Annotated in this window: 17 protein-coding genes; 5 read left to right on the plus strand and 12 right to left on the minus strand. The window is 74.6% G+C overall.

Features of this window, described 5'->3' with window-relative positions:
* Positions 1-139: 139 nt before the first annotated feature.
* Entirely contained in the window at positions 140-1069 is a 930-nt protein-coding gene (locus ACH4PU_RS14930) for an NADP-dependent oxidoreductase (protein WP_398271400.1), read from the minus strand.
* Between the two features lie 50 nt (positions 1070-1119).
* Between ACH4PU_RS14930 and ACH4PU_RS14935 the strand changes: the two genes are divergently transcribed.
* The 3 genes from ACH4PU_RS14935 (at position 1120) to ACH4PU_RS14945 (ending at position 4874) form a co-directional block, all read left to right on the plus strand.
* Positions 1120-1746 (plus strand): TetR/AcrR family transcriptional regulator, encoded by a 627-nt coding sequence (locus ACH4PU_RS14935; protein WP_398271402.1) that lies wholly within the window; start codon positions 1120-1122, stop codon positions 1744-1746.
* Positions 1747-2382: 636 nt separating this feature from the next.
* A complete protein-coding gene (locus tag ACH4PU_RS14940; RefSeq protein WP_398271404.1) occupies positions 2383-2808 on the plus strand; it encodes an NUDIX domain-containing protein in 426 nt (141 codons plus the stop codon).
* A gap of 14 nt (positions 2809-2822) precedes the next feature.
* Positions 2823-4874: an ABC transporter ATP-binding protein gene (locus ACH4PU_RS14945; RefSeq protein WP_398271406.1), complete on the plus strand. Its 2052-nt coding sequence runs from the start codon at positions 2823-2825 to the stop codon at positions 4872-4874.
* A 77-nt stretch (positions 4875-4951) separates the two neighbouring features.
* On the opposite strand, the gene ACH4PU_RS14950 is transcribed toward ACH4PU_RS14945, so the two are convergent.
* From ACH4PU_RS14950 to ACH4PU_RS14980, 7 genes are all read right to left on the minus strand, one after another.
* Positions 4952-5944 (minus strand): aldo/keto reductase, encoded by a 993-nt coding sequence (locus ACH4PU_RS14950; RefSeq protein WP_398271408.1) that lies wholly within the window; start codon positions 5942-5944, stop codon positions 4952-4954.
* A 148-nt stretch (positions 5945-6092) separates the two neighbouring features.
* The gene (locus ACH4PU_RS14955) at positions 6093-7058 is read right to left on the minus strand and encodes a LysR family transcriptional regulator (RefSeq protein WP_398271411.1); all 966 of its coding nucleotides are present in this window, start codon (positions 7056-7058) and stop codon (positions 6093-6095) included.
* 62 nt (positions 7059-7120) lie between these two features.
* The gene (locus tag ACH4PU_RS14960) at positions 7121-8341 is read right to left on the minus strand and encodes an MFS transporter (protein WP_398271413.1); all 1221 of its coding nucleotides are present in this window, start codon (positions 8339-8341) and stop codon (positions 7121-7123) included.
* Positions 8342-8644: 303 nt separating this feature from the next.
* Complete coding sequence (locus ACH4PU_RS14965; RefSeq protein ID WP_398271566.1) at positions 8645-8863, minus strand: hypothetical protein; 219 nt, start codon at positions 8861-8863, stop codon at positions 8645-8647.
* A 436-nt stretch (positions 8864-9299) separates the two neighbouring features.
* Positions 9300-9743 (minus strand): DUF5709 domain-containing protein, encoded by a 444-nt coding sequence (locus tag ACH4PU_RS14970; protein ID WP_398271415.1) that lies wholly within the window; start codon positions 9741-9743, stop codon positions 9300-9302.
* Complete coding sequence (locus ACH4PU_RS14975) at positions 9740-10099, minus strand: hypothetical protein (protein WP_398271417.1); 360 nt, start codon at positions 10097-10099, stop codon at positions 9740-9742. Before ACH4PU_RS14975 ends, ACH4PU_RS14970 begins: the two co-directional genes overlap by 4 nt.
* 351 nt (positions 10100-10450) lie before the next feature.
* Complete coding sequence (locus ACH4PU_RS14980) at positions 10451-11632, minus strand: DNA topoisomerase IB (protein WP_398271419.1); 1182 nt, start codon at positions 11630-11632, stop codon at positions 10451-10453.
* A gap of 210 nt (positions 11633-11842) precedes the next feature.
* On the opposite strand from ACH4PU_RS14980, the gene ACH4PU_RS14985 reads away from it, so the two are divergent.
* Positions 11843-12439, plus strand: coding sequence for an HAD family acid phosphatase (locus ACH4PU_RS14985; RefSeq protein ID WP_398271421.1), 597 nt, complete (start codon positions 11843-11845; stop codon positions 12437-12439).
* A gap of 1014 nt (positions 12440-13453) precedes the next feature.
* On the opposite strand, the gene ACH4PU_RS14990 is transcribed toward ACH4PU_RS14985, so the two are convergent.
* The 4 genes from ACH4PU_RS14990 to ACH4PU_RS15005 form a co-directional block, all read right to left on the minus strand.
* On the minus strand, positions 13454-13720 hold the full coding sequence (locus ACH4PU_RS14990; RefSeq protein ID WP_398271423.1) for a DUF4235 domain-containing protein: 267 nt from the start codon (positions 13718-13720) through the stop codon (positions 13454-13456).
* Positions 13717-14178 carry a DUF3618 domain-containing protein gene (locus tag ACH4PU_RS14995; RefSeq protein WP_398271425.1) on the minus strand — a complete coding sequence of 154 codons (462 nt, stop codon included), beginning with the start codon at positions 14176-14178 and terminating at the stop codon, positions 13717-13719. The genes ACH4PU_RS14990 and ACH4PU_RS14995 overlap by 4 nt, the downstream gene beginning before the upstream one ends.
* Entirely contained in the window at positions 14175-14666 is a 492-nt protein-coding gene (locus ACH4PU_RS15000) for a phage holin family protein (RefSeq protein WP_398271427.1), read from the minus strand. The genes ACH4PU_RS14995 and ACH4PU_RS15000 overlap by 4 nt, the downstream gene beginning before the upstream one ends.
* 475 nt (positions 14667-15141) lie before the next feature.
* Positions 15142-18030: an AAA family ATPase gene (locus tag ACH4PU_RS15005; protein WP_398271429.1), complete on the minus strand. Its 2889-nt coding sequence runs from the start codon at positions 18028-18030 to the stop codon at positions 15142-15144.
* Between the two features lie 269 nt (positions 18031-18299).
* Here ACH4PU_RS15005 and ACH4PU_RS15010 point away from each other — a divergent pair, with 269 nt between their 5' ends.
* Positions 18300-19382, plus strand: coding sequence for an AraC family transcriptional regulator (locus ACH4PU_RS15010; RefSeq protein ID WP_398271431.1), 1083 nt, complete (start codon positions 18300-18302; stop codon positions 19380-19382).
* The last annotated feature ends 693 nt before the right edge of the window (positions 19383-20075 follow it).

Genomic DNA, 20075 nt, shown 5'->3' on the forward strand with positions numbered 1-20075 from the left:
CCTCCGCCGCAGACGCTCGCCCGGTCGGCCTGCTGCCGGTTCGAGGCTGATGGAGCACCGACGGGCTTGGGGCACGGCGCGCACGGCTCCCCTCTGGTTGTCTCACGTGGCGACGGCACAGAGCTCCGGTACCGCGGCACTAGAGGGTGAGCACGATCTTTCCCCGGGCGTGGCCGGTCTCGCTCAACCGGTGGGCCGCGGCCGCGTTCTCGAGGGTGAAGGCGGCCGCGACCGGCACGGTGAAACGGCCCTGACCGGCGAGAGCGGCGGCCACGGCAAGTCCTTCGACCGCCTGCGGGTCCGCTCCCGGACCCGCCGAGCGTGTCAGGTGGACTCCGTGCTCGGCGGCGTTCGTGTCGGCGATGGTCACCACCCGGTCCGGGCTTCCGGCGAGGTCCACCAGGTCGGGCAGCGAGCCAGATCCGGCGCAGTCCAGGACGGCGTCGACTCCGTCCGGTGCCAGGGCGGTGACCCGCTCGCCCAGCCCGGGGCCGTAGGTGGTCGGCGTCGCCCCCAGCCCCGCGACGAACGCGTGGTTGTGCGCGCCGGCCGTACCGAGGACGGTCGCCCCGCGGGCCGCCGCGAGTTGGACGGCGACCGTGCCGACCCCGCCGGCCGCGCCCTCGACCAGCAAGGTCGTGCCGGTGCCGACCTTCAGCCGGTCGAGGGCCCGCGTGGCGGTCTCCACGTTCCCGGCCGCGCCGCCGGCCTGCTCCCAGCTCAGCGCGTCCGGCTTCGGCGCCCAGGCTGCCAGAACGGCGTACTCGGCGTTCGCGCCGCCGAGTTCCGCGGCCTCGACGACGCCGAAGACCTCGTCGCCCGGCCGGATACCGGTCACCCCTGTGCCGACCTCGTCGACCACACCCGCGGCATCCATGCCGAGCACGTGGGGCAGGCGCAGCGGCGCGATGTCGCGGAACCGGCCCGCGCGGAGGCGGCAGTCGGAGGGCGTGAGGCCCGACGCCCGCACGCGCACCCGGATGTGGCCTGGTCCCGCGTGGGGTTCCGGTACGTCGGCGACTTCCAGGACGTCAGCGGGGCCGTACTCGGAGAAGGTCAGTGCTCTCATGGCGCCGGACGCTAGCGGAACACCCCGTCCGTTTGACTAAAGTGAGAGCGGTGACGATCCCTTTGCCTCACTCCCTGCGCTCCGATGCCCGGGACAACCGGGAGCGCATCCTCGCCGTGGCGCGCACCACCTTCGCCGAAGAGGGGCTGGACGTGGCGATGCGCGAGATCGCACGGCGTGCCGAGGTCGGACCCGCGACCCTCTACCGGCACTTTCCGGCCAAGGAGGCGCTGGTCACCGAGGCATTCCGCGAGCAGATGACGGCCTGCACGGCCATCGTCGACGAGGGGCTGGCCGATCCCGACCCATGGCGCGGCTTCCGCATGGTGATCGAGGCGGTGTGTGAAATGCAGGCGCGGGACCGGGGCTTCACCGCGGCGTTCGTCTCGGCCTTCCCCCGCGCGATCGACTTCGCCGCGGACCGGGAACAGGCGCTGGGCAAGGTCGCCGAACTCGCCCGCCGTGCCAAGGCGGTGGGCGAGCTGCGCCCGGACTTCGTCCTGGACGACCTGATCATGGTGCTCATGGCCAACGGCGGTATCCGGACCACCTCGCCGGCCACCGCGGTGACCGCCTCACGGCGCTTCGCCGCGCTGCTGATCCAGGGCATGCGGTCCGGGCCGGGCGTCCCGCCGCTGCCCCCACCGGTCCGGCTGCCGCCGGCGGTGGTGTCCTAGCGCCGTTCAGGCAGCGGGCGCCCTGATGCCGGGCGCCCAGGCGCCGCCCTGGACAGGCCGAACGTCGCCTGAGGCGGCACCGGCGACGTACGGGCCGCGCCCGCCGGGCGGCGGCACGGAGTGGTGCGCGCCCGCCGACGGGGCCGCCCTCCGCGCGGGCGTCCTCCGCGCAGCCGCCCACCGGTGGAGGCGTTCACCCGGCCGGTTGCAAAGCGACGCTCGCCCCGCGCCCCGCGGAGGGCGGGGCGCGGCGGTGGGGGAACGTTCCCGAGCGCGTCGGCGGCGGCGTTTTCGTCCGCAACGCAAGGCCCGGATCGGGTGACGGGACACGCTCGGGTGAATCGCACACCGGGCGACGGGCCGCGCGGCCCGTCATTGCTGGCCCGTTGACGCCGAGTCGAATTCCCGCTCGACCAGGGTCACTTGGGAGCCCGTGACGTCCACGATCGGGGGTCGTTTTTCCGAGCACCCGTCCGATCCGGTTCGTCAATGAGGAGGCGCGGTGCATCACCGCAACGAACGTCACTCGCTCACCACGGAGGCGCCCTTGCCGTTCGAATCCCGATCTGTGAAGAGTCCGCCGAGGCGCCCCGCGCGGCGGGGCCGCCGGGCCGTCGGCACCGTGAGGAGGCCGGCATGAGCGGGACGGATACCTGTCCGGTCGACGTGACCGTGCTGCTGCAGCGGGAGGACGGGCGCGTGCTCCTGGTCCGTCAGGACGGCCCGCTCGCCCCGCCCACCGGCGTGCTGCGGCACGGCGAACCGGTCACCGCGCGCGCCCTGTGCGAGGTCCGGCGGCAGACCGGTGTCGGCGTCGACCCGGGTGACCTGGAGTTCTGCCACCTGGTGCACCGCCGTACCGCGGACGGCCAGGGCCGGCTCGCCGTCGTGTTCACGGCCCAGCGGTGGGCCGGGCGGCTACGGCCGGCGACGGTGTGGGCCGACCCGGCCCGGCCGCCCGCGGACCGCGCGCCCCACACGGCGGCGCTGCTCGCCGAGTTCAACGCCGGGGCGTTGCTGTCCCTCCACGGCTGGACCATGACGACGGGAGGCGCGGCGTGAGGACCATCCGAGGCGTGAAGAGCGCCCGAGGGAGCGTGAAGGGCACGCCAGAGGGGACGGAGGCCGGCGAGGGGTCCGCGTCCGAGCGGCTGCTCTTCGGCGGCCCGCTGCTGTACGACGCCCGCTGGGCCGACCACCACAACGCCTACTTCGAGATGTCGCTGTGGGCGATGGCGCTGCAACTGCCCCGCATGGTGGCGTTCACCGCGCGCCTGGCCCTGCGCGCCGACCGCCGCGCGCTGTGGACCGTGGGCCTCGGCGAACTGGTCCGGGGTGCCGGGCAGGCCGTGGGGCTGATCGCGGTCAACAGCGTGCTGGCCACCGTCCTCGCCGAGGGGACGATCGGCCAGCGGGTGCAGGCCGCGGTCCCCGCCATGATCGGCGTCGCGGTCACCGGTGTCGTCGGCGCGCTGGCCGACGCCGCGTCCACGGCCGGGACCGGCCGGCTGGAGCCCAAGGTGGAGCGGGTCGCCACCGAGATGTACCTGGCGCGGGTCGCGCGGGTGGAGCTGGCGGCGATCGAGGACGCCCGCTTCAACCGGTTGATGGATTCCGCCCAGTACGGGGCCGGTTCCGCCCGCCGCATGGTCAAGGTGTGCACGGGAGTGATCGGTTCGCTGGTGAGCTTCGCGGCCGCCGCCGGCGTCCTCACCGTCCTCCACCCGGTGCTGCTGCCGCTGCTGATCCTGATGACCGTCCCCCGCTCCTGGGCGTCACTGCGCAGCGCCCGCGCCCGGTACGCCAGTTACCTGCGCTGGATGCAGCACGCCCGGGCGGGCCGGCTGCTGACGCAGACGCTGATGCGCACCGGCCCGGCCGCGGAGATCCGCGTGCACGACGTCGGCCCGTTCCTGCTGCACCACTTCCGCGCGATGGCGGAGACGTCCGAGGCCGAGCAGTCCCGGCTGGCGACGGACCGGGCCCGGGTCCGGCTGTTCGCCTCCGCCCTGACCGGGCTGGCCGCCGCCCTGACGTACGCGTCGCTCGGCGGGCTGCTGGCGACGGGGGTGATGTCGCTGTCCATCGCGGGCACGGCCGTCCTGGCCATCCGCGGCGGCGGGCAGAGCCTGACCGCCCTCGTCCTCCAGGTCAACAACCTGTACGAGGAGTCGGCCTACGTCGGGGACCTGGAGCGCCTCTTCACGGAGGCGCGGAAGTACACGATCCCGGCCGGCGGCGAACCGGTGCCGGACAAGGTGTCGCTGATCCGCTTCGAGAACGTCACCTTCCACTACCCGGAGGACGACGACGGCGCGGAGGACCGCACGGGAGCGGAGAAACCCGCCGAGCGCAAACGGCCGGCTCTCAAGGACGTCACCCTCGACATCCCGGCCGGCCGGATCGTCGCCCTGGTCGGCGAGAACGGCTCGGGCAAGACGACCGTCTCGAAGCTGCTGGCCGGCCTCTATCACCCCGACGCGGGCACCGTCCGGTGGGACGGCGTCGACGCCCGAACCCTCGACCGCGACCGGCTCTGGTCGCGGATCGGCATGGTCGGACAGGACTTCCACCGCTGGCCGTTCACCTGCCGCATGAACGTCGCCGTCGGCCGCCCGGACCGGCCGGTGGACCAGGCGGCGGTGGAGGAGGCCGCCGCGTACACCGGTGCCGACACGGTGGTGGCGGAACTGCCGCACGGCTGGGACACCCTGCTGTCGAAGGGGTACCGGGGCGGCCACCAGATCTCCGGCGGCCAGTGGCAGCGGCTCGGCATCGCCCGCGCCCGCTACCGCGACGCGGACATCCTGATCGTCGACGAGCCGACCTCAGCCCTCGACGCCCGCGCCGAGCTGGAGGTCTTCGAGCGGATCCGCAAACTGGCGGACGGCGGCCAGACGGTCGTCCTGATCACCCACCGCCTCGCCTCCGTCCGGCACGCCGACCTCATCCACGTCCTCGACAAGGGCGAGTTGGTCGAGTCCGGCACCTTCGAGGACCTGCTGCGCCCGTCGGCCGCCGGGGTCTTCCGCGAGCTGTACGAGCTGCAGCGCGCGCAGTACCAGGACGTACGGGTGCCGGGGCGGCGGACGCCGGACGACGCGGAGGAGGGCAGCGCGCTGCGGTAAGCGGCGCGACGCGGTGAGCGGGCGGCGCGGCGCCGGGGGCTCGTGGACACGCGCCCCCGGCGCCGGTGCCGCCGCCGCTAGGAGGCGGGTTCCAGCGCGGCGTCGATCAGGGCCAGTTCCTCGTCCGTGAAGGTGAGGTTCCGGGTCGCGGCCAGGCTGTCGTCGAGCTGCGCCGTGCCGCTGGCGCCGACGATCACGGAGGTCACCGTGGACCGCAGCACCCACGCCAGCGCCAGCTGGGCCAGCGTCTGGCCGCGCTTGACCGCGACGTCGTTCAACGCCCGCAGCCGCACGACGAGTTCGGGCGTGACGTCGGCGGAGGTGAGGAACGGACTGGCGCCGGCCGCGCGGGAACCGGGCGGGATGCCGTCGAGGTAACGGTCGGTCAGCAGGCCCTGGGCGAGGGGAGAGTAGACGATCGGGCCGACCCCGAGTTCGTCCAGGGTGTCCAGCAGTTCGTCCTCGGGGGCGCGGTCGAGGAGGGAGTAGCGGGGCTGGTGGAGGAGGAGCGGCGTGCCGAGGTCGCGGAGGATGCGGGCGGCCTCGCGGGTCTGGTCCGGCGGGTAGTTGGAAACGCCGGCGTAGAGCGCCTTGCCCTGCCGGACGGCCGTGTCCAGGGCGCCCATGGTCTCCTCCAGCGGGGTGCCGGGGTCCGGGCGGTGGGAGTAGAAGACGTCCACGTACTCCAGGCCCATGCGGCGCAGGCTCCGGTCGAGGGAGGCCAGGAGGTGCTTGCGGGAGCCCCACTCGCCGTACGGGCCGGGCCACATCAGGTAGCCGGCCTTGGTGGAGACGATCATTTCGTCGCGGTGCGCGCGCAGCCCGCCGTCGAGCACCCGGCCGAACGTGGTCTCGGCCGCTCCCGGCGGGGGGCCGTAGTTGTCGGCCAGGTCGAAGTGGGTGACGCCGTGGTCGAAGGCGTGGGTGACGAGGGCACGCTGGGTGTCGAAGTCGCGGTCGGTGCCGAAGTTGTGCCACAGGCCGAGGGAGACGGCGGGGAGCTTCAGTCCGCTGCGGCCCGCGCGGCGGTAGGGCATGGTGGCGTAGCGGTCGGGGTTGGCGAGGTACAAGGCAGACCTTTCCGTGGTTCCGGCCGGGCCTCCAGCTTGGCCGACGGGGACGGCCGCCACCAGCAGCCGGGCCGGGGGACGGCGGCGGCCGTCGCCCGCTTCGGGCCGGGGGCCCGGCGGCGGCCGTCCCCCACCCCCGGGCCGGGGCTCACCCCCGGCGGCTTCCCGCCTTCGCGCTGCGGCCGTCGGCCTGCGCGTTGTTGGTGAAGGCGGCTCGCGTGTCCTTGGCGGAGACGGTTCGCGTGTTCTTGGAGAAGGGGGCTCGTTCGTCGGCCCGGCCCTGCCGCAGGACGCGGCCGAAGGTCTCGGCGTAGGGATGCGGGTCGGACCGGGGATAGGCATAGGTGAGGACGGCCTCCGGGGCGCCCGTGAGCGGCAGGTACAGGACGTCCGGGTCCTGGTGCTGGGCGGCCACCGACGCCGGGAGCACGCCGACACCGCGCCGGGCGGCGACGGCGTGCAGGTACTCCTCGATGTTGGAGGTCTCGGCGCCGATCTCGGGGGTGGCGTCGGCCGGCCAGTCCCGTGGGGTGTGGGTGCCGCTGACGGTGTTGACGACGAGACAGCGCCGCCCGAGGTCCCGCCAGGTGACTCGGTCGCGCACGGCCAGGGTGGAGTTCCGGGAGACCACCGCGAGCTGCGGCTCGCGCAGGATCTCGGTGGTGACCAGCCGCGGATCGCGGACGGCCCCCCAGAGCAGCGCCGCGTCGGCCAAGCCCTCGCGCAGCCCGGCGGTGCGGTCGTCCCGGCGCACGGTCCGCACGAGAACGAGGTGCCGCTCCTCCAGCGTGGCCTGTGCCCTGCGCCCCCGTTCGAGGGGAAAGCCCCAGGCGTAGCCGAGGCGCAGAGAGGACTGCGGCTCGGCGGGCCGGAGCGCCGTTTCGAGCTGGGGCAGGAGGAGTTGGAGATCGTCCCGCAGGCGGTGCCCCTCCGCGGTGAGGCGGGGATGGCGGGTGCTGCGGTCCAGCAGCGTCCGGCCGAGCTCGTCCTCCAGGCGCCGGATGTGCCGGCTGAGGGTGGGCTGGGAGATGCCGAGACGGTCGGCGGCCCAGGTGAAGTGCCGTTCCTCGGCCAGGGTGAGGAAGTACCGCAGGTGCCGGAGGCCGATGTCCATGGGAGTCATGCTAGGTGGCCCGGACTCCGGCCGTCGCGCCGGGTTCTCGTTGTTCTCCCTGCTCAGGACGGTGTGGATGTCGGACCTCCGCGTCGGACGGCGCCACGCACCACGGTCAGGTGCAGGATGAGGGCGAGCAGGGTGACGGCTCCCGTGCAGTACGGCAAGGTGTCCGGGGAGGTGCCGAGCCCCAGGGCGAGGCCGCCGAGCGCGGAGCCGACGCCGCTGCCGAGGTAGACGGCGGAGCTGTTGAGCGAGACGGCGACCGTGGCCTGCCGGGGCTGGGCCGCGATGAGCTGGTGCTGCTGGGGCACCTGGACGGCCCACCCGGCCGCACCCCAGATCACGAGCGGGACGACCGTCAGGGCCGCGGCCGTGTGGGCGGTGGCGGGCAGGGCGAACTGGGCGGCCACGATGAGGGCCAGGACGCAGGTGACCGCGGCGAAGGGGCGGCGGGTCCGGTCGATGACGGGTCCGATCAGGAGACTGCCGATGATGCCGCCCGCACCCCAGGCCCACATGGCCCAGACCGTCCGGTCGGTGTGCGCGGCGTCCTCCAGGAACTCGGCGAGGTAGGTGTACAGGCCGAGGCTGGAGATACCGCCGAGCAGCGAGACGGTGACGATGCCGACGACCCGGCCACCGGCGAGGGCGCGCACCCGCCGGCCCAGCGGCGGCGGAGCGCTCACCTCGACGTCCGGCAGCCGGACGATGCCGATCAGGGCGACCGCGCCCAGCGCGGTGATCAGCCAGAGGGTGCCGCGCCAGCCCATGTGCGACGCGAGGAGCATCCCGGCGGGGACGCCGACGACGGTGCCGATGCTCAGTCCGCCCATGACGGTGGCCAGTGCGCGGCCACGCCGTTCGGGAGCGGTGAGGCCCGCCGCCGTGGCGGCGGCGATGGGCGAGTACACGCCCGCGCCGATGCCGGCCACCGCCCGGGCGACCAGCAGGACGGCCAGGGACGGGGCGAGGGCTGTCAGCGCGTTGCCGATGGTGAAGATCACCAGCGCCACGCCGAGTACGGTCTTCGCCGGCCGCGCGGCGAGGAGGGTGGCGAAGACCGGGCCGCCCAGCGCGTAGCAGAGCGTGAACACCGTGACCATCTGTCCCGCCGAGGACGCGGAGATGTCCAGGCCGTCCGCTACCAGGGGCAGGAGTCCGGCCATCACATAGGCGTCCACGCCAAGCGCGAACGTGCCCAGTGCCAGCAGCGGGATGAACGCGCCGCGGCCGTCGCGGGTTGGGGGGGTGGTGGGATCCGTTGTCCGTGTGACGCTCATCCGAGGCGTTCCAAGTCCTTTTCGTTGGTGGCCGGCCGGCTGCCGGGGGGCGCCGCCGTACGCGCTCCCCCGCACCGGCGGACGGCGCGACGAACTGCCGTCCGCCCGGCGGCTTTTCCGCCGGAAGCGCAGCCGGGGTGACGCGCCGTCCGGAGCGTCGCGTGCGACGTGAACGCACGCGCTCCGATGGATGGCATTTACATACAGTGGGCCCCGCTCCCGCAAGCGGAACATCCGCATCTCACATGCGACATCCGAATGACCCCACGTCATCACATACGACGACGACCGCTGAGACGCCGGTCACACGGCTGCGTAGGCGTCCCACCGGATCCGGGGACACGGGGACGCGGTCGTCGTCGGGGCGGGGGCCGGGGTGCCGTCGTCGCGTTCGACGAGGGTGATCCGGGCAGCGGCGGCCTTGAGGAGGGGCTGTTCGGAGACGAGGTCCCAGTCGGAGACCGTCGTCTCGCCGGCGGCCCGGCCGGCGCCGTCGGCGGCGCGCGGGACCGCGGAACGCACCCACCGCTCGGCGTCCTCCGGCACCATTCCGGCCCGCAGGTACGTGTCCCGGCGGGCGGACCAGGGACCGCCGGGCCCGCAGGGCGTACGGGCACCCCAGGGCTCGGCGATCCGGCCGGTGGGCGGGCGGCCGCTCCGGACGGTCTACGTGTCCGGCGTGTCCGGCGTGTCAGAGGTGCCAGAGGCGTCAGACGTGTCCCCGGCCTCACGCCTTCGCCTTCACCGGGTCGGGCGGATCCCCGGGGGCCGCCGGTCCGCCGCTGGGTACCGGGCCCGGGTATCCGGCGCACGGCCCGGCAGGCCGGTCGCGTACGGGGATTCACTCCGGGGCCGGCCGGCCGCCCGGCCCCCGAGGGCGGAGGGGCACAGGGGCGACGCGGGGCACGACCGTCACGAACCCTCCGTCACAGGGCCCGGGCCCCTGGGGCAGGGGCCGTCACAGAGCCTCGTCGTCCCGGATCCTCACGGCTTCCTCCTCCGCGGAGAGCCCGTCCGTCGTGCCTTCCTGCGCGTACACGTCCTGGTTTCGCGGACGGTCGGGGTCGGGCTCGTCGTAGAGCAGCCCGGCGGGCTCCTCGTCACCGGCCCCCGCGGCGGGGGCGGGTTCGTCGGGCTCGGGGTCGTCCCGGGCGGGCCGGCCGGGTTCGGCGAGCCGGGCGGGGTCCGCCTCGGGCTCCTCCTCGTCCAGCCGCTCGTCCAGGGGCCGGCCTTCCCGCAGTTCCTCGGCGGTGGGCCGGTCCCGGGTGACGGCGGTGGGCGTGTCCCCCGGGACCGGCATCCGCTGGGGGTCGCTGGACCGCTGCTGTTCCGGCGTGCCGTCCTGGAGGTCGGGGATGCCCTCGTCCTCGGGGGCGGCGCCGGGGTCATGGGGGCTGGTCACGGGTTCTCCTCGCCTTCGGTGGTGTTCTCTCGCGCCTGCCGCTCGCGCCGCCCGGGCCCCGGCCCGGACCGGTCGCGGGCCCGCTCCCCGGGCGGGCGGCCGTAGCCGGGCGGCGGATCGACCTCGACGGGCGGGTGCCAGGGACCGCGCCGCACCTCCTCGCCGGGCTGCAGTCCCTCGACGGGCCCCTCGGCGATCTCGGGCTGCTGCACGTCGCTGCCGGCCACGTTCGGCGTGTCGCCCTTGCCGATCGGCGCCGGCCGCGCGCGGGGCGCGGCGCCTTCGGCCCGCCGTTCCCGGCTTCCCTTCCCCTCACCGTGCGGACCCTGCTCGCGGGGACCGTGGTCTGCCTGCATGACGTCCTCCGTTCCGGGTGTTCTCGGGGCCGTGACCGGGCCGTCGTCGTCGTGAGCGGACGCCGACGGCCCGGTGACGATCACGCGCCTGCCCGCCGTACCGGCTCCGACGCCTCCCGAGCGACCGTGTTCGCCTGGCGAGTAACCCGAGCGAACCCGAGTAGCCCGAGTAACCCATGCGCCGCCCGGTACGCACGCCGGCACCGCGGACGGCCGGACGCCACTCGGGCGGCCCAGGAGGCGCCGGGGGAACCTCCGCGCCGTCCGCACCGCGGACGCCGCTCACGCCACTGACGCCCTGACGCCACTGACACCACTGACGTCACTCATGAACGCCCGCTCCGGTGGCGCTCACCCGCCCTCAGGCGGCCGGCCCGTGCGGAGCATGCGCAGGACGGCGCGTTCGGCGGGCCCGTGGGTGGCCGGAACGCCCGGGTCCACGCCGTCCCCGAGGCGCGGCAGGGCGGAGGCGATGGTGACGCCCTCCTCGTACAGCTCGATCACCCGCGGGTTGATGTACGAGGCGCGGCACACGGCCGGGGTGTTGCCGAGGTAGCCGGCGACCTCGGCGGCCGCGCGGGCGACGGCGCGGCGCCGGGCGGTCTCGCTGCGGGCGGCGGCACCCTGGGAGACGGCCAGCGCGACGGCGGCCATCACGGTGGCGTGCCAGGTGCGGAAGTCCTTGGCTGTGATGTCGAGTCCGGCCTGTTCCTTGAGGTAGGCGTTGACGTCGTCGCCGCTCACGTCGTGCCAGACGCGCCGTTCCCAGAAGGCGAGCAGCCGGTCGCCCCCGCCGCTGCGGCGGAGCAGCGCGGTCAGGGTGCGGCAGGCGGCGGGGTCGCTGACGGGCAGGACGGTCTCCCTGCCGTGTTTGCCGACGTAGGTGAAGACGACCGCGCCGCGCCTGCGGCGGGCGTGTTCGCGCAGCAGGGTGGTGAGGCCGTAACTGTTGTGCAGTTCGGTGTAGCGGTCGCTGCCGACACGGAAGAACCCGAGGTCGAGCAGGCGGACGGCGGTGGCCAGGACGCGACGCCGGGTGAGACCGCGGTCGGTGAGGTGCGCCTCGACGGCCTCCCGCAGCGCGGGCAGGACTTCGGCGACGTCCAGGACGTGGTCGTGCTTGGCCCGCTCCTGCTCGGCGCGGAACGCCGGGTGGTACAGGTACTGGCGGCGACCCGCGGCGTCGGTGCCGACGGCCTGGAGGTGGCCGTCCGGCCGGGCGCAGATCCACACGTCGCGCCAGGCGGGCGGGATGACGAGAGCCCTGATCCGGGCGAGCGCGTCGGGGTCGCTCAACGGCGCGCCCTCCGCGTCGCGGTAGCGGAAGCCGCGGCCGTGCCGGACCCGGACGTAGCCGGGTTCCGTGGGGCGGCTGTGGTGCAGGCGGGACGGGGCTCGTCGCGTCCAGTCGCGTACGTCGGAGCGGGCGGGGACGGCCGGTCCTGACGCCTGCCGTGGGAGGGTACGGGCCCGGGCCCGGCGGCCGTCCCGGGCGGGGACCACGGCTGCGGCGGAACTCTTCGTACCGGTCATACCCGGCTGATACCCGGTGGTGCGCCTGTTCACGTCGGGTCGGCGGCCTCGGTGGGCGCGGGTGGGGGCCTTGGTAAGGGTGTTTCAGCGGGCGATTCAGTGGGCGCATCAGGAGTCTTCACCTCCACGACACCGTTCCTTCGCCTGGCCGCCCCCCGATGCTGCTGACCTGTCCGATGGTCACACTGATCACCGGAAGGAACGCGATCGATGCCCCCCACCACGTCCGCCAAGCCCGCCCTGAGGTTCCGTACCGCCGCCCTCGCCACGCTGGCCGCGCTCGCGCTGCCGTTCGCGGCGCCGGGCGCCGCCACCGCCGCGCAGACCGGCTCCGACGCGGACGTACCCGACTACCGGACCTGGCAGGCCGACGTGCGCAAGGCCGTCGACCCCGTGATCCCCTGGCTCCGGGACCGCGTCGCCGGAAAGGGCGGGAAGCCGGCCGTCGTACTGGACATCGACAACACCGCGCTGGAGACCTACTACCACCCGGGCCGCGCCAACGAGCCCGTCCTCCGCGTGGCCGAGTGGGCGCACGAGCACAAGGTCGCCGTCCTCTTCGTCACCGCCCGCACCTCGTCCTCGTCCGCCCGCAAGGAACTCAGGGCCGCCGGCTACCCGGTGGACGCGATCTGCACCCGCGAGCACGGCGAGAGCAAGGCCGAGGGCAAGGAGCGCTGCCGCGAGGAACTCACGGAGGACGGCTACCGCATCACCGCCAACATCGGCAACCGCTCCACCGACTTCGAGGGCGGCTCCTACGAGAAGGGCTTCAAGCTGCCGGATTACGGCAGCAAGCTTTCCTGAGGCGGAGGGTTCGGGGGAGGTGGGGGAAGCGGGGGAAGCGGGGAGCGGGGGGGGACGAGCCGGGGTGCCCGGCGGGTCGGCTGCCCGGCTGCCCGGCTGCCCGGTGATCGGCTGCCCGATGGATCGGGTCGCTGACGGGCCGGGTGGCTACGGGCCAAAGTGGCCGACGGACCAGGGCCGATCAGCGGACAGGTGCCCAACGCACCGGCTGCCGACGGACGGAAGAGCCCGACGGGCCGAGTCGACCGACGGACCGCAGTGCCCGACGAACAGGCCGGCCGACGGACGGGTACCCAACGAACCAGGCGGCCGACCAACCGAAGAGCCCGACTGACCGAAGTAGCCGACGAACAGGGGCGACCGGCGGACGGGTACCCGATGAACCGGGCGACCGGCGAGGCCGGGGCGCCCAACGCACCAGGTGCCCGACGGGGCCTGGGCGCCCAACGAACCGGCGGCCGACGAACCGGAGTACCCGACGGGCCGGGTGGCTGACGGACCAGGTGGCTGACGGACCGGGACGCCGTCGGGCCGGGACGCCGTCGGGCCCGAGTGCCCGACGAACCGGGGCGGCCGGAGCTCGTGAGCGGCCGCCCCGGCACGATGGCCCTGCTCGCCGCGGCCCCACGCGGACGCCCTGCGCGGGAAACCCGGCCCGCGCGCGAGCCGGCCCCGCGCCCGGCCGTCGGCGTGAGGCCGCGACAGCCCCCGCAGGGCGAACCCGTAAGACAGCGGAGGCGGCAGAGGCGGCGGCCTCCGGTCTCGCGGGTCGCAGATCGGGGATCGGGGCGCGGGACGCGTATCGCGGGGCGGGATGCGGATCCCGGGTCACGGGTCGCCGATTCCCAGTCAGGGACCACGGGCCACGAATCGCGACCACGGACCACGGGCCACGAATCGCGGATCGCGGATCGCGGATCGCGGATCGCGGATCGCGGATCGCGGATCGCGGATCGCGGATCGCGGATCGCGGATCGCGGATCGCGGATCGCGAATCCCGGGCCGGGACACCGCTCAGCCCGGCCACTTCCCCGTCAGCCGGCGCGTCGCGGTGGCGCCGCCGCGGTCGACGGCCGCCTTGACGACGGCGAAGACCGCGCCCTGCAGGGCGGCGGCGAGGAGGATCTCGCGCCAGGTGCGGTCCTCGTCGGTCGCGTCGGGTGCGTCGTCGTCGTGCCCGAGCAGCTTCCAGGTCCGCCGGAACGCCGCTCCGGCGAGCATGCCGCCGGCCAGGCCGAGTACGAGCCCGACCGGCTTGTAGGCGATGTTCACCGCCTTCAACGGTCCCTCCTCACGCGTCGCGCCGCCCCCGCCACGAGGACGACGGCCCCGGCCGCCAGCAGGGGTCCCCGCCCCCGGCGGAGCAGCCCGGTCACCTGCCGGACCGTCATCAGGACGGGGGCCGGCGTCCGCTCGCGCACCGTCGCGACGGCCGTCGTGGTCCGGTGCGCCAGTTCGGCGCGGGCGGTGGCCGCCTGGGCGCGGACGGGTTCCGGTACCCGGTCCCGTACCTGCCGGACGGCGTCCGAGCCCTTGCCCAGCACCTGTTGCACCTGTTCCGTGGCCTGCCCGGCCGCGTCCTTGACGGCGGTCGCCTTCCGCTTCGCCTGTGCCTTCACGTCGGCCTTCCGTGCGAGGGCGTCCACCGTGCCGCCCAGTTCCTCGCGGGCGTCCTCGGCCCGGGCCCGCAGGTCGTCGGTCGAGGGGACGGTCCGTCCGTCCTCGGAACTCGCGCTCATCGGGTGCTCCTCTCCTTGATCATCGCGGTGTCCTTCCTGACACCTTCGATCGCCTGCCCGGGAACCGGCGGCGCAGCCGCGCGGATCCGCCTGCGGCCCGCGACGGCCAACACGCCCGCGCACACGGCCAGTACGCCGGTGACGATCAGCGCCGCCGCCCACACCGGCAGGACGAGGGACAGGGCAGCGACGGCGGCCGCCGCCAGCCCCATGAACGCCACGAACGCCACCAGGCCGGCGCCGGCGAGGAGGCCGCCGCCCCGCCCGAAACTCCGCCCCTTCTCCAGCATCTCCGCCCGTGCCAGCCGCATCTCCGCCCGTACCAGCTCGGCGAGTTGGTCGGACGCCCGGGAGACGAGGGCGCTCACCGGTTCCTCCGCCCGGTGCGGCACCGGGCCGGGTGCCCGGCCGCGTCCCCGCTCGTCAGCATGCCCCCGCTCGTCGGCGCGGGCCCGGCCCTGCCGGGGAATCCGGTCCAGGAAACTCATCGACGATCACCCGTCCTCCGTGTTGCCGTACGTGCCGCGCCCGGCACCGCCAGAGGCTGAGCGTCTTCGGGCGGTGCCGGCACGTCCTCCATCGGCTGGCGCTTACCCCGTTCGGCGGGGAAGCGGCCTCCTGATGACGTGGCGTCGCGCATCGCGAGGCGCGCATGGCAAAGCGCGCATTGCGAGGCACGTTCCTGGGGCGCGTTCGTGGGGCGTGCGCCCGCCGTGCGCGGTCGCTCCGTGCGCTTGGGGACAAGGGCGGGTGCGCTGTCGGGCAAGTCGGACGGGCCGGCGGGCTCTAGTCTCGTCTTGACGGATCGTCCTGACCGCTCGACCCGGACGGCTCGCACTGGCAGTCCGCCCTCACAACCCGTCCTGGCAGCGCATGCGTTCCGGACCTCGTCGGACGGGGCGGGGGCGGGGGCCGGCAGTGGAGCGGGCGAGCGGGCCCGGCCGTCCGCGGCCGCCCCCGCGGTCAGTCGCGCCGCAAGGCCTGCGCGAGGGCCGCGCGGGTGGTGATGCCGAGCTTCGGGAAGATCTTGTACAGGTGGGCCGCCACCGTGCGCGGGGAGAGGCGGAGCCGCTGGCCTATCTCCTTGTTCGTCAGGCCCGTCGCGGCGAGTTCGGCGATGCGCAGCTCCTGCCCGGTGAGCAGGGTGTGCCCGTCGGCGGCCGGGCCGACGGCGTGGCCGGCCGCGCGGAGTTCGCGCGCGCACCGCTCCTCCCAGGGCCGGGCGCGCAGCCCCTGGAACGCCCGGTGGGCCTCACGCAGGATGTCGTGCGCCTCGGCGCGGCGGTGGCGGCGCAGCCAGGAGCCGTGGGCCAGCCGCAGCCGGGCGAGTTCGAAGACCCACTGGCCGGCGCCGGGCACCTCGTAGGCGGCCCGGTAGGCGGCGTCGGCCTCGTCGTCGGGCGCGGCGAGGGCGGTGGCGGCGGCGAGGAGGAAGGCGTGGTGGGCGGAGATCTCCGCCATCCGCGCCGCCCGTCCCGCGGCCACGTGCGCCCGGGCCTCCGCGCGCCGCCCGGTGTGCACGGCGGCGTCGACGAAGTCGAGGAACGGCAGGTGGAACCAGGGCAGGCCGCGCGGCAGGACGCCCGGCGGGGTGAGCGAGGCCAGTTCGCAGTAGGCGTCCTCGTGCCGGCCGTGCGCCAGGGCGGCGAGGGCGTTCAGGTGGGTCAGCCGGTCGGCGGCGTACCGCATGCGGGCGCGGACGGCGACCGGCCGGATCAGGCCGTCCACCATGCGCAGTTCGTCCTCGTCGCCCCGGCCGGCGGCGAAGTGGGCGTAGGCGAGGCGGAAGAGCAGTGCGTTGCAGTGGTAACCGAGTTCGTCGGCGACCTCGGCCTCCCTGAGGCAGTCGCCGGCCGCGTCCCAGCGCCCGCGCAGGAAGTCCTGGTACGAGCGGGCCTTGGCGATGGAGCCCTGGGTGGCGTAGGCGTGCTGGCCCGTGAAGCGCCGCCACAGGTCGTCGTCGGCGAGGTCCACCGCCGACGCCGTCCACAGCAGCAGCCAGGCTCCGCCGGCCTCCTGCTCCTCGTTCATCCCCGCGACGAGGGCCTTGAGTTCCTCGGAGACGCCCTGTGCGGTGCGCGGCGGGTCGGACCAGGCGCGGTGGCACAGCCGGGCCAGCGGGGACATGTCGTCGAGGTGACGTTCCAGGGCCCGCCACGCGCGGTCGTCGTCGGTGTAGGTGGCGGCGAGGAGGAGTTTGAAGCAGACCTGCTCGGCGAGGCCGCCGAAGGACTCGGCGCCGGGCGCGGTGAGCGCGTCCAGGGCCTCGGGGAGGAGGGTGAACGAGGACGCGAAGTCGACGCGGTGGCCCTGGTCGACGTACACCGTCGCGTACGCGAACAGCGGTGCCGCGTCCGGCGGTACGGGTCCCCGGCGCAGCTCCTCCACCAGCCGCGCGGTGTAGCGGAGCCGTCCGCCGTGGGCGGCCATGACCGCCGCCCAGGTCAGCCGGCGGGCGCGGGCGGCGGGGTCGGCGCTGAGGGCCGCGGCGCGGTCCAGCAGCAGGGCGCCTTCGGCGGCGCCGCCGCGGCGGGCGATCCGGCCGCCCGCCTCCTGGAGACGGGCTGCGAGGTCCGCGTCGGGGACGAGGGCGGCGGACGCCTCGTGGACGAGTCGACGCGGGTCGTCGGCGTCCAGGCCGGCCGCCAACTGCCGATGTGCGGCGCGGAGTTCGGAGCGGCGGGCGGTGGAGAGGACGGCGGCGCGGACGAGGGGGTGCCGGAACAGGAGCCGTCCGGAGGCGTCCAGCCGGGCGAGTCCGGCGGCCTCGATCTCGTCGAGGACGGCTTCGGCGGCGGAGCCGGTCGTTTCGGGCGGGCTGGTCGTTTCGGGGGAGCCGGCGGGCGCGGTGGTCGTGGCGGGCGCGGTGGTCGTGGCGAACGCGGTTGTTGTGGCGGACGCGGTGACGCCGGCGGACGCAGTGACGCCGGTAGCTGCGGTGACATCAGCGGCTGCGGCCGCGGTCGCCGCATGTGCCCAGGCGGCGCCGGTGTCGCCCGCCGCGGTGCCGCTGAGGGCTGCCAGCAGGAGGGTGCGGGCCGCCGGGGCGCTCAGGGCGCGGAGCCGGCCGGCGAACAGCCGCTCCAGCCGTTGCCCGAGGGGCAGCCCTTCGGGCAACGGGACGATGCCCTTGAGCTGGTCCTCGTGCAGGTGGCGAGGGAGTTCGACGAGGGCCAGCGGGTTGCCCGCGGCCTCCTCCAGCACGCGGTCGGCGGTGGTGCCGGCGAGTCCGGGGTGCCGCTGCCGCAGCAGGGCGCCCGCGTCGGCGGGCGGCAGCGCCCCGATGTCCACCGGGTGCGCCGGCCAGCCCTCGGTGGCGGCCCGGTCAGGACGGCTGGCGCTGACGATGACGAGCGGCAGCTCCGTGAGCCGGCGGTGAAGGAAGGCGAAGACCGTGGCGCTGGACGAGTCGGCCCAGTGCAGGTCGTCGATCAGCAGCAGCTGGGGGCGTTCGCGGGCCGCCTCCGCGAGCAGGGACAGCGCGGAGGCGCCGACGGTGAAGCCGTTCGGCGGCAGTCCGTCGCGGAGTCCCAGCGCGCACTCCAGTGCCTCGCGCTGGCGGCCCGGAAGCGCCTGGGAGCGCTCCAGCAGGGGCCAGAGCGCCTGGTGCAGGGCGCCGAAGGCGAGTTCCGCCTCGGCCTCGGCGCCCACCGCGCGCAGCACGGTGAACCCGACGGCGCGGGCCCGTGCCTCCGTCCACTCCAGCAGGGCCGTCTTGCCGATCCCGGGCTCGCCGCGCAGCAGGACCGCCGAACCGCCGGTGCCGGTCCGCGCGTCGTCCAGCGCACGGCCCAGCAGCGCCTTCTCACGGTGCCGCCCTACGAGGGCTCCGGTACCGGCTGTGGACGTCACGGCCGCCTCCTGTTCCCCGGGCGTCGCTCGCGGATGCCGCCGCACCAGCGCCGCGCACCCTCGGAGAGTGGGCGCCCCGGGACCTCACCACCACTTCGACGTGTCGTGACACGCCGTCCTCCGGCGTGCGGCTCAGGATACCGCCTGGGGTGCGGTCAAGATCCTGTAGGCGTCGGTGGGCAGTCAAACGACCTACGTGGGGTGGGGGCGGGGGCTGGAGGGTGGTCCGGGTACCCCACCACACGAGTCCGCACCGCTCAAGGAGAACGATGAGCCTCACCACCACGGCCACCGCGACCCCGCGCACCGCGGCGGCCGGTTCCGCGAGCAGGAAGCGGCACGCCGTCCCGGCCGGTTCCGCGAACACCGGCCCGGAAGCCGCCGGCGAGCCCAGTGCGTTCGGCACGCCCGGCACGCCCTCGTCAGTTCGCCCGGCCGCCGGTCCGGAACGTCCGTCGCGGCGCGAGGCCCTCCCCCGGACGGCCCTCCAGGTCGTGACCCACCCGCTGAACCCGCTGCGCGTGGCCACGGTCACCGGCCCGCCGACCACCCTGAAACCGGCGCCGATGGTCGCCTCACTCCCCGACGCCGCGGACCACCTCGTCGTAGCCGTCCACGGGCGCGGCGTCGCGTCGTTCGTCCGGAACGGCGAGCTGCTCGCGTGCGGCCCGCAGGACGTCGTCGTCCTGGACGCCGCAACGCCGTTCGTCTTCCAAGAGGCGGACGACTTCGTCCTGCACCTCCTCGGCGTGCCCCGCCGCCTGCTGGGCGCGGCCCCGGCCGCCGTCGACCGCCTCTGCGGCGTCCACCCTCACGGGCGCGGCACGATCGCGTCCCTGCTCGGCCCGTTACTGGCGGACGTGACCGCCACCGCGCGGGACCTCCCGCTGCGCGCGAGGGAGCACTTGGCCGGCACGGTCACCGGCCTGCTGGCCGCCCTGGCGACGGAAACGGAAACGCCGGGCGACCTGCCCGACACCCGCACGGACCACCACGCCCTCACCGCACGGCTCCGCGCCTACGTGAACGAACGACTCGGCGACCACGACCTGTCCCCCGGCGGCATAGCGGCCCACCACCACATCTCCACCCGCCTCCTGCACAAGCTTTTCGCCGCCGACGGCATCACGGTCAGCCGCTGGATCCGGCAACGCCGGCTGCACGAATCCCGCCGAGAACTGGCCGCCACCCACTCCGACCGCCCCCACCCCGCCGTCGCCTCGGTAGCCAAACGCTGGGGCTTCCCCAACGCCGCCCACTTCAGCCGCACCTTCCGCACGGCTTACGGCATCTCCCCAACGGCTTGGCGGGACTTGAACCTCCCGCCGACTGCCGAGCCGCCAGGAGCGTGAAGGGGTTACGCCGTCAGGGACGCGCGGCGGTGGCGGATCGATCTGTGCCCAGCGACGCCAACGCGCGGCCACCCGCGCCACCGTCCGAGGCAACGCCCAACCGCACGCCCCGCGAGCGGCGCCCTAAGCAAGCCAATCGGTGATCCGGCCCGGTTGCTCAACCCGGGCCGCCTGCCTGCGCATAAGCTGACCTACAGGGGCTCGACCGCGAGCCGAACACCGGCACAATCCGAAGGACTTGGTCTGTCCATGCGTTATGCGCTCTGCTCACCCCGGGGCTCACGATCGCAGATTCGCAAGTGAAGGAAACGGGGCCCAACCCGAGCAAAGCTGCAGGTCACGAAGTGTCGTCCCCGCACGCGCGGGGGTGGTCCGCGCGGTGGGAGCCGCTTCTACGTTTCTCCGGAGTCGTCCCCGCACACGCGGGGGTGGTCCCTACCTCGGCTGGCACGAGCAGGAGGCCGGGAAGTCGTCCCCGCAAACGCGGGGGTGATCTTGTATCCCGGCGCGCTTGTGACTCCGGACGCTGCGTTGTCCCCGCGGTGGACGTCCCTGCACGCATGGGGTTAGTCCGCCGAACAGGGAGTACGCCGGCTACTGACTGCAGGCGGGTTGTGGGGGCTGACGGGTCGCACAGTTGCGCGTGCCAGCCTGCTGGACAGCGCGGAAGGGTGTGCGTCAGCGCACAAGAGG

The organism is Streptomyces sp. NPDC021100 (genome assembly GCF_044333095.1).
Lineage (GTDB): Bacteria > Actinomycetota > Actinomycetes > Streptomycetales > Streptomycetaceae > Streptomyces.

Coding starts and splice junctions, on each gene's coding strand:
- ACH4PU_RS14930 (WP_398271400.1), bottom strand. CDS start 1,069: ATGAGAGCACTGACCTTCTCCGAGTACGGCCCCGCTGACGTCCTGGAA.
- ACH4PU_RS14940 (WP_398271404.1), top strand. CDS start 2,383: ATGAGCGGGACGGATACCTGTCCGGTCGACGTGACCGTGCTGCTGCAG.
- ACH4PU_RS14955 (WP_398271411.1), bottom strand. CDS start 7,058: ATGGACATCGGCCTCCGGCACCTGCGGTACTTCCTCACCCTGGCCGAG.
- ACH4PU_RS14960 (WP_398271413.1), bottom strand. CDS start 8,341: ATGAGCGTCACACGGACAACGGATCCCACCACCCCCCCAACCCGCGAC.
- ACH4PU_RS14975 (WP_398271417.1), bottom strand. CDS start 10,099: ATGCAGGCAGACCACGGTCCCCGCGAGCAGGGTCCGCACGGTGAGGGG.
- ACH4PU_RS14980 (WP_398271419.1), bottom strand. CDS start 11,632: ATGACCGGTACGAAGAGTTCCGCCGCAGCCGTGGTCCCCGCCCGGGAC.
- ACH4PU_RS14985 (WP_398271421.1), top strand. CDS start 11,843: ATGCCCCCCACCACGTCCGCCAAGCCCGCCCTGAGGTTCCGTACCGCC.
- ACH4PU_RS14995 (WP_398271425.1), bottom strand. CDS start 14,178: ATGAGCGCGAGTTCCGAGGACGGACGGACCGTCCCCTCGACCGACGAC.
- ACH4PU_RS15000 (WP_398271427.1), bottom strand. CDS start 14,666: ATGAGTTTCCTGGACCGGATTCCCCGGCAGGGCCGGGCCCGCGCCGAC.
- ACH4PU_RS15010 (WP_398271431.1), top strand. CDS start 18,300: ATGAGCCTCACCACCACGGCCACCGCGACCCCGCGCACCGCGGCGGCC.